The sequence below is a fragment of the Streptomyces sp. YGL11-2 genome (assembly GCF_050054615.1).
Classification (GTDB): domain Bacteria; phylum Actinomycetota; class Actinomycetes; order Streptomycetales; family Streptomycetaceae; genus Streptomyces.
In genome coordinates this window covers 34,682-44,065 of the sequence record NZ_JBNHIN010000037.1, presented here as the reverse complement: position 1 = coordinate 44,065, position 9,384 = coordinate 34,682, and the positions used below count along the sequence as shown (strand labels likewise).

Annotated in this window: 5 protein-coding genes; 3 read left to right on the top strand and 2 right to left on the bottom strand. The window is 72.5% G+C overall.

The genetic code is table 11. The features are described 5' to 3' along the window. Positions 1 to 113: 113 nt before the first annotated feature. Positions 114 to 1,658: an AMP-binding protein gene (locus ACO1BR_RS31490; protein ID WP_426798496.1), complete on the bottom strand. Its 1,545-nt coding sequence runs from the start codon at positions 1,656 to 1,658 to the stop codon at positions 114 to 116. A 381-nt stretch (positions 1,659 to 2,039) separates the two neighbouring features. Between ACO1BR_RS31490 and ACO1BR_RS31485 the strand changes: the two genes are divergently transcribed. Together ACO1BR_RS31485 and ACO1BR_RS31480 are read left to right on the top strand one after the other, a co-directional pair. Beyond that, complete coding sequence (locus ACO1BR_RS31485; protein WP_426798495.1) at positions 2,040 to 4,124, top strand: SpoIIE family protein phosphatase; 2,085 nt, start codon at positions 2,040 to 2,042, stop codon at positions 4,122 to 4,124. A gap of 305 nt (positions 4,125 to 4,429) precedes the next feature. Next, positions 4,430 to 5,869 (top strand): APC family permease, encoded by a 1,440-nt coding sequence (locus tag ACO1BR_RS31480; protein WP_426798494.1) that lies wholly within the window; start codon positions 4,430 to 4,432, stop codon positions 5,867 to 5,869. A 10-nt stretch (positions 5,870 to 5,879) separates the two neighbouring features. On the opposite strand, the gene ACO1BR_RS31475 is transcribed toward ACO1BR_RS31480, so the two are convergent. Next, a complete protein-coding gene (locus ACO1BR_RS31475) occupies positions 5,880 to 6,218 on the bottom strand; it encodes a hypothetical protein (RefSeq protein WP_426798493.1) in 339 nt (112 codons plus the stop codon). A gap of 406 nt (positions 6,219 to 6,624) precedes the next feature. Between ACO1BR_RS31475 and ACO1BR_RS31470 the strand changes: the two genes are divergently transcribed. Beyond that, entirely contained in the window at positions 6,625 to 9,354 is a 2,730-nt protein-coding gene (locus ACO1BR_RS31470) for a SpoIIE family protein phosphatase (RefSeq protein ID WP_426798492.1), read from the top strand. The last annotated feature ends 30 nt before the right edge of the window (positions 9,355 to 9,384 follow it).

Sequence of the window (9,384 nt, the reverse complement as noted above, 5' to 3'; positions counted from 1 at the left end):
CCCCCCCCCCCCCCCCCCCCCCCCCCCCCCCCCCCCCCCCCCCCCCCCCCCCCCCCCCCCCCCCCCCCCCCCCCCCACTGCCGGTCCGGTGCCCCGGGACCGGCGGGCCGGGATCAGCCCGCGTCGCCCGACTCCTCGGCGCGACGCCGGAGTTCCTTCTTGTCCGGCTTGCCCGCGTCGGTCAGCGGCAGCGCGTCCGCGAAGGCGATCCGCGCCGGCTCGTACATCGTGCCGCGGACCTTGCGCACCATCGCGCGCAGCTGCTCCGCGTCGACGTCGCCGTCGGGGGTCCGCACGACCGTCGCGTACACCCGCTCCATCCGGTCCGCGTCGCGGACGCCGTAGACGGCGCTCTGGAGTACCTGCGGGTGCGAGTTCAGCAGGTCCTCCAGCTCGGTGGTGTACACATGGCCGCCGACCACGACGATCATGTCCTTGAGCCGGTCGACGATGGTCAAGTAGCCCTCGTCGTCCAGGAATCCGACGTCGCCGGTGTGCAGCCAGCCGTCCCGCAGCACCTCGGCGGTCAACTCGGGCTGCTTCCAGTAGCCCTGCATGATCATGGTGGAGCGGACACAGACCTCGCCGTGCTCGCCGGACGGCAGATCGCGCCCGGACTCGTCACGGATCGCCACCTCGACGTCGGGCAGCACCTTGCCGGCCGAACGCAGCCGGTCGGGGCGGTCCGGGTCGTGGTCCTCGGGCAGCAGCACGCTGATGCCGCCGGCCTCGTTCTGGCCGTAGCCCTGCACCAGCACCTGCCCGAACGCCCGTACCGCGTCGGCGAGCCGGGCCGGGGACGCCTGGCAGCCGCCGTAGGTGACCATGCGGAGGCTGGAGGTGTCGGTGTGCGGGCGGTCGGGGTGGTCCATCAGCTGGTAGAGCAGCGGCGGCAGCAGGAACAGGGCGGTGATCCGCTCGCGCTCGATGGCCGCGAGCGCCTCCTTGGCGTCGAAGTCGTCGTGCAGGACGACGGTGCCGCCGGACTGGAGGACGGTGTCGGCCATGTAGCCGGCCGCGTGGGCGAGGGTGGTGCAGACCAGCTGCCGGTGCCGCACGCCCTCGAACTCCGGCAGCACCCCGGTGAACCACCGCACCTGCTCGAAGGTGGTGCAGATGCCCTTGGGGTGGCCGGTGGTGCCGCCGGTGTGGCGGATGGTGCAGATGTCCTCGGGCCGGGCGAGCGAGGCGAACGGCTCGTCGCTCTCCGCGGCGGCCAGCTCCAGCAGGTCGGCGCCGACCTTGGTCGGACCGAGCACGAGGACGTCCGGTATGGGCGCCAACTCGACCAGTTCCGCGGCCCGTTCGGCCAGCCGCGGATCGACGATCAGGGCGCGGGTCTCGACGTCGCGGACGATCGCGGCCTGGGAGTCGGCGGAGAGCTTGTTGTAGAGGTGGTTGACCCGGGCGCCGATGAGGTTGGCGGCGTAGCGGGCGGCGATGGTCTCCGGCAGGTTGCCGCTCAGCAGGGTGATGGTCGCGCCGGGTTCGATCCCCTGGGTGCGCAGGGCGCGGGCCATCTTGAGGACCAGGGTGCGGAACTCGCCGGCGGTGACCCGGCGGCCTTGGTGGACCAGGGCTTCGCGCCCCGGGTCGAGGCTAAGTGCATCGAGATTCTCCTCCACGTACGTACGGAACTGCTGGTCGGATATGGGCATCGACGACTTCCTCCTGACCCCGGCGGCGTATGGGGGTACGCCGGTGGTGCGACATTCCATTATTGGTTGCCCCTAGCAACTAATGTCAGGGTAGTCCCAAGAGATCCACATCTCCAAGTCGGGAGGCCAGGCGCGGGCGTTGTGCCGTCACGGGAGGCCGGACCAATATCGCCAACGAGGTCGCCGACCTGGCGGAGGGCGACGCATAATGCTCCATCCGGTACGGGCCCACCCCTTATGGATCTCGCTCGCCATGTGCGTGGGGGCGCGGCCGTCCTGTGTGGAGGGATGATGGAGGGCAGCGGCAGCACGGCGAGAGTCGGCCGGTGCACGGAGCGCCACGGCTGTCGGTCCCCGGAGACCGGCGGAAGGAGTGCCTGGATGGGTGCGACCGACGCGTTCCCCGAGAGCGCCGTCCCGGTCGGAGCCGGACCGTCGCAGCCCGGCGGGCTGCTCGACGTCCTGGGCGTGGCTGCCGTGATGCTGGACGCGAAGGGCCGGATCACGCTGTGGAGCCCCCAGGCCGAGGAGCTGTTCGGCTGGACCGCCGAGGAGGCGCTGGGCCGGTACGCTGCCCCGCTGCTGGTCCCTCCCGAGCACGTCGATCTCGTCCTGCAGCTGTTCTCCGAGGTCATGGCCGGCAGCGGGAGCTGGGCCGGCGTCTTCCCCGTCCAGCACAAGGACGGCAGCGTCCGGCTGGTCGAGTTCCGCAACATGCGGCTGCTGGACGAGCGCGGCGAGTCCTACGCCCTGGGCATCGCCACCGACCAGGCCGTGCTCCGGCGGGTGGAGCGGGACCTGGCGCTCTCCGTCCGCCTCGTGGCCCAGTCGCCGATCGGACTCGCGGTGCTCGACACCGATCTGCGGTTCGTGATGGTCAACCCGGCGCTGGAGCGGCTCAACGACCTGCCCGCGGAGCAGCACGTCGGCCGCCATGTCCGGGAGGCGCTGTCCTTCCTGGACACCGACGTCATCGTGGAGCGGATGGGCGAGGTGCTGGCCACCGGCCGGCCGCTGATCGACCAGTTCACCCTCGGCCGCACCGCCGGCCATCCCGACACCGACCAGGCGTGGACGGTGTCGTACTACCGGCTGGAGGACCCCAACGGCCGGGTGCTGGGCCTCGCCACCTCGGTCGTGGACGTCACCGAGCAGCACCGGGCCGCCACCGAGGCCGCCCGCGCCCGGCGCCGGCTCGCGGTGATCGCGGATGCCTCCGCGACCGTCGGCACCACCCTCGACGTCCACCAGACCGCCCGTGAACTCGCCGACGTCATCGTGCCGGAACTCGCCGACCTGGCCGCCGTCGACGTCCTCGACACCGTGCTGGACGGCCGCCGCCCCGCCACGGTCGGCCGCCACGGCGCCGCCCGCTTCCGGGCGCTGGCGGTCTCCACGTCCGGCGAGACGCCCGCGGTGCGTGCCGCCGACCCCACCGGGGAGCTCGCCTCGTACGGCGCCGACCGGCTGATCACCCGCGCCGTCACCGAGGCCCGCCCGGTGCTCGTCTCCCGGGTGGGCGCGGGGGACCTGCCGCGGATCGCCGCCGACGGGAAGGGTGCCGAGCTGCTGCGGGCGGCCGGGCTGCACTCCTATCTGGCGGTGCCGCTGATCGCCCGCGGTGAGGTCCTCGGCACGCTGTCGCTGTACCGCATCGGCAACGAGGTGCCGTTCGACGACGACGATGCGGTACTCGCGGTCGAGCTGGCCGCCCGCGCTGCGGTGTGCATCGACAACGCCCGCTCGTACCAGAGTGAACGGCGCACCGCGCTCACCCTCCAGCGGCATCTGATGAACCACCGTCCGCTGCAGCCCACCGCCATGGAGATCGGCTTCCGCTACCAGCCCGCCCAGGCGGCCAGTGAAGTCGGCGGCGACTGGTTCGACGTCATCCCGGTTGCCGGTGACAAGACCGCGCTGGTCGTTGGCGACGTGATGGGCAGCGGTATCAACGCCGCCGCCACCATGGGGCAGTTGCGCACCACCACCCGCGCGCTGGCCGATCTCGATCTGGAGCCCGACGAGGTGCTGCGCCATCTCGACCACATCGCCGGCGGCCTCGATCCGGCCTTCGCGACCTGCCTGTACGCCGTCCACGACCCGCACCGCGAGGAGTGCCGGATCGCCGTCGCGGGCCACCTCCCGCCGGTCGTGGTACGCCCCGGCCGGCCGCCCGAGCTGCTCGACCTGCCGACCGGCGCCCCGCTCGGCGTGGGCGGGGTGCCCTTCGAGCAGACCACCGTGCCGCTGCGCGAGGGCGACCAGGTGGTGCTCTACACGGACGGGCTGATCGAGACCCGCGACCAGCCCATCGACGTCCGCCTGGACGTCCTCCTCGGCCTGCTCGCCGAGCCCGAACGGCCGCTGGAGGAGCTGTGCGACCGCCTCCTGAGCGTGCTGCGGCACGGCAACGATCACGACGACGTCGCGCTGCTCGTGGCGCGAATCGGGCGCCGCGGCGACTGACGGCCGTATCGCGCCCGCAAAAAACGCCGCCCGCCCCCGCGCCCCACCGGGGAATCCGCAGCTCGCCAAGGTCCGCGGAATTCGCGGTGACAACGCTTCTGTCGCATGGATCAGGGCGTTCTGGTCCGGAGTTGGCTGCGGATTTCGTTGTCTCAGCGCCTTAACAAGACCTTGACGGGAGTCGACGACGGCGGTTGTATTCCGGTCACCGAAGCGGACCCGGCGATTCATCCGGTCCGACCGCTTTACGGCACTCCGCCTTGTATGTGCCACCCCTTCCTGCCTCCAGCACTGATGGGACACGGATGACCGATATGCCCTACACGCCTGTTGCCACCGCAGTTTCGGAGCCGGACACCCGCAGTGCGACAGCGGCGGACACCCCCCGACTCACCCGCTCGATCGGTGTGGTCGGCGGCACCCTGCTCACGCTGTCCTGCCTCACCCCGGCGTCCTCGCTGTTCGTGATCGTGCCGGGCTCGTTCGCCACCCTCGGTACCGGAACGGCCCTGAGCATCGCCATCGCGGGCCTGCTGTGCGTCGGAGTGGCCTTCACCTACTCCGAGTTGGGCACCCTCGTCCCGAGCTCCGGCGGCGAGTACGCGATGGTCGGCACCCTGATGGGCCGGCTCGCCGGCTGGCTGGTCTTCGTGCTCTCGCTGATCGTCGTCATGATCGTGCCGCCCATCATCGCGCTGGGCACCGCCGACTATCTGGCGCCGCTCGTGCACCTCGATCCGCAGTACACCGCCGCCGGCGTGATGCTGCTGGCCACCGCCATGGGCCTGCTCGACCTGCGCGCCAACGCGTGGATCACCGGCGTCTTCCTCGTCCTGGAGGTGGTGGCCAGCGCGCTCGTCGCGTTCCTCGGCTTCACCCACCCCCACCGGTCCGCGGCCACCCTCATCCACCCCGTCATGGACGCCGGGCACGGCACCAGTACGGCCGTCACCGCCGGGCTGATGGTGACCGGACTGGCCACCGCGCTCTTCATCCTCCAGGGCTTCTCCACCGCCGTGTACCTCGCCGAGGAGATGGAGAACCCGCGGCGCAACGTCTCCCGCACCGTGCTGTGGACCCTCGCCATCGGCGCCGCCGTCGTGCTGATACCGGTCGTCGCCATCACGCTCGGCGCCCCCGACCTCAAGACCCTCGGCGCCGGTGACATCGCCGGCATGGTGCAGACCTGGAGCAACTCCGCCGTCGGCACCTTCGTCAGCCTGTGCATCGCCCTGGCGATCATCAACGCGGCGATCGTCATGGTGATCCAGAACTCCCGGGTGGTCTTCTCCTCGGCGCGCGACGCGGCCTGGCCGACCCCGGTCAACCGGATCTTCTCGCACGTCGGCAAGCGCTTCGGCTCCCCCTGGGCGGCCACCCTCGCGGTGGGCGTTCCCGGCGCCGCGCTCTGCTTCGCCAAGCTGGACATGCTGAACGAGGTCACCGGCGTGGCCGTCGCCGGCATGTACGTCTTCGTCGCGCTGGGCGCCCTGGTCTCCCGCCGCGGGGAGCACAAGCACCGCCTCGCCTGGCGGATGCCGCTGTGGCCGGCGATCCCCGCCCTGCTGGTCGTCGTGCTGGCCTGGGTGCTGTGCCAGCAGAGCGCCGTCAGCCTGCTGATCACCGGCGGCGTGGTCGCCGCGGCGGCGGTGTACTGGGCGGTCTACCTCCGCCCGCGGCAGGACAGCCACTGGGTGATCACCGTCCCGGAGGACGACCTGGCCGCCGAGGCGCCGCGGGTCTGAGCGGCCCCTTCTACCGGCCGCCGAGCCGGGCGAGGGCGAGCGCGTCCAGCAGCAGGCACACGTGGTCGACGGCATCCCGCCCGGCGGGGCCGTCGGCCACGTCCGTGTCGTCGAGGAGGCCGGCGGTCGCGCCCAGCAGCCTCACCAGTCCCGCGCTGGCCGGCGCCGCCGGCTGCGGGTGCGCGAGGGCGGAACGGATCTGCGCGCCGTTCAGCGGCAGCCCCGTCTCCAGGAAGCGGTACAACGCGACGGCGGTCTGCCGGTCGGCGTCGTTGGGCTTCCACAGTCCGCGCACGAGGTGGTCGATCAGCTCGGCCGCCCCGGCACGGATGTCCTCTGCAGTACGCATGCCCACGAACGTCTCATACGCGCCCGCCGGCCCGGTGGCCGCCCCCCGGCGCCGTCCGGGCGCCCCGTGCCGCATCCGACTCCTGAGTAAGCGCCCCTGACCAGGCGTGTTGCCCGAAACGCCATGATCGCGCGGCAGATCCGGCGGGCCGCCGCAACCGTCCGGCCCTGTGGGAAGAGTTACACGCAGGGGGCTCCCGTCGCGTTTTCGCGGCCCGCACGTCTACCGCAGACCCGTAGCCCTGAAACATACCCGCTGGTTTACTGGCCCCCTGGTGTCCGGGCCGCCACCACGGGATCATCGTCCTCCGACGCCTGTGCACCCGTCCGTCGCGCGGCGGCTAACGGCCGCTGCGCTGCGCGATGTGCAGCTCGCCCACCGTATGCGGGAGGTGTAGAAAGAGGACATGGCCGGACGCTACGGCCGCCCGCGTTCGGTTCTGCGGATGCGAACTGTCGCAGGTCAGGTCTTTCTCCTGCAGGTGGCGATCGTGGTCCTGCTCGTCGCCGCCGCCATTGCGGCCCTCGTGCTGCAGTCCGGGACCGACTCGGAGCGCGAGGCCCGGAACAGATCGCTCGCCGTCGCCCAGACCTTCGCCAGTTCCCCCGGCCTCGAAGCCGCCCTCAAGAGCCCGGACCCGACCGCCGTCCTCCAGCCCCGGGCGGAAGCCGCCCGCCGCGGCTCCGGCGTCGACTTCGTCGTCGTCATGAACACCGACGGCATCCGCTACACCCACCCGATCCCCAACCGCATCGGCAAGAAGTTCGTCGGCACCATCCAGCCCGCGGTGCGCGGCGGCATCGTCACCGAGCAGATCACCGGCACCATCGGCCCGCTCGTCCAGGCCGTGGTGCCGGTCTTCGGACACAGCGGCAACGTCGTCGGACTGGTCTCCGCCGGCATCACCATCAGCAAGGTGAGCGGGGTCGTCAACGAGCAGTTCCCGCTGCTCTTCGGCTCCGCGGCCGGCGTCCTGCTGCTCACCACCGGCGGCACGGCCCTGGTCACCCGGCGGCTGCGCCGGCAGACCCACGGCCTGGGACCCGCCGAGATGACCCGCATGTACGAGCACCACGACGCGGTGCTGCACGCGGTCCGCGAAGGGGTGATCATCGTCCGTGGCGACGGGCGGCTGGTCCTCGCCAATGACGAGGCGCGCCGGCTGCTCGACCTCCCGCCGGACGTCGAAGGACGCCCGGTCGCCGACCTGGGGCTGGACCCGGCCACCGCCGGCCTGCTGGAGTCCGGCCGGACCGTCACCGACGAGGTCCACCCCGTCGGGGAACGCCTGCTCGCCGTCAACCAGCGGTCGACCGACCAGGACGGCGGCCCGCCCGGCAGCGTCACCACCCTGCGCGACACCACCGAGCTCCAGGCCGTCACCGGTCGCGCCGACGTGGCCCGCGGTCGGCTGAAGCTGCTCTACGACGCGGGTACCGAGATCGGCACCACCCTCGACGTGGTGCGCACCTGCGAGGAACTCGCCGGGTTCGGGGCCGCGCGCTTCAGTGACCTGGCGACCGTCGACCTGGCCGTGTCCGTCCTCGGCGGCGAGGAACCGACGGCCACCGGCGCCGGCATCGAGATGCGCCGTACGGCGGTCGGCGGCGAACCGCCCGACGGCTCGCTCTACCCGGTCGGCGAACCGATTCGCTTCGCGCCCCACACCGCGCTCGGCGCCCGCCTGCCCGCCGGTGAGCCGTTCCTGGAAAGCGATCTGGCGGCGTTCGCCGGCTGGCAGCACCACGACCCCGAACGGGCCCGGCAGATCGTCGCCCACGGCATCCACTCGCTGATCGCCGTTCCGCTGCGCGCCCGCGGCGTGATCCTGGGCGTCGTCCTCTTCTGGCGCTCGCGCACCCCCGAGCCGTTCGACGAGGAAGACCTCTCGCTCGCCGAGGAGCTGGTCGCCCGCGCCGCGGTGAGCATCGACAACGCGCGCCGCTACACCCGCGAGCACGCCATGGCGGTGACCCTCCAGCGCAGCCTGCTGCCGCGGGCCCTGCCGGACCAGAACGCGGTCGTGGCCGCCTTCCGCTACCGGCCGGCCCAGGCCGGGCTCAGTGGGCTGGGCGGCGTCGGCGGCGACTGGTTCGACATCATCCCGCTGCCCGGGGCCCGGGTGGCGCTGGTGGTCGGCGACGTCGTCGGACACGGGCTGCACGCCGCGGCCACCATGGGCCGGCTGCGGACCGCCGTCCACAACTTCGCGAACCTGGACGTACCGCCCGACGAACTCCTGTGGCACCTCGACGAACTCGTCACCCGCATCGACCAGGACGAGGGCGCCGAGGGCACCGAGGGCACCGAGAGCACCGGCGACGGCCCCGAGGCGTCCGTCACCGGCGCCACCTGCCTCTACGCCATCTACGACCCGGCCTCCGGGGTCTGCACCATGGCCCGCGCCGGCCATGTCCAGCCGCTGCTGCTGCGCCCGGACGGCAGCGCCGCGTTCGTCGACGTACCCGGCGGCCCGCCCCTGGGGCTGGGCGGGCTGCCCTTCGACACCTGCCGGCTGGAACTCCCCGAGGGCAGCAGCCTGGTGCTCTACACGGACGGACTCGTCGAGGGCCGCCACCGGGACATCGACGAGGGCATGGCGCTGCTGCGCCGTACGCTCGCCGGACACCCCGACCGCACACCGGAGGAGACCTGCGAGGCGGTGCTCGGCGCACTGCTGCCGGACCGCCCGGCCGATGACATCGCGCTGCTCGTGGCCCGCACCCGGGTGCTGGGCGCCGCGCACATCGCCGACTGGGACGTGCCCGCCGACCCCTCGGCGGTCGCCCAGGTGCGCGCCGTCGCCGTCCGCAAGCTGATCGAATGGGGGCTGGCCGACGAGGCGTTCACCACGGAGCTGATCCTCAGCGAGCTGGTCACCAACGCCATCCGCTACGCCGCCGGCCCCATCCGCGTCCGGCTGATCCGGGACCGCTCGCTGATCTGCGAGGTCGCCGACCGCAGCAGCACCTCCCCGCATCTGCGGCAGGCGGCCACCACCGACGAGGGCGGGCGCGGCCTCTTCCTGATCGCGCAGCTGGCCGAGCGGTGGGGGACCCGGTACACCGGCGACGGCAAGGTCATCTGGACCGAACAGGCGCTGCCCGACGGGGAGTCCGCCGCCGACGGCCCCTGATCCGCGGAAGGGCCGGCTGCTAACCTCCCG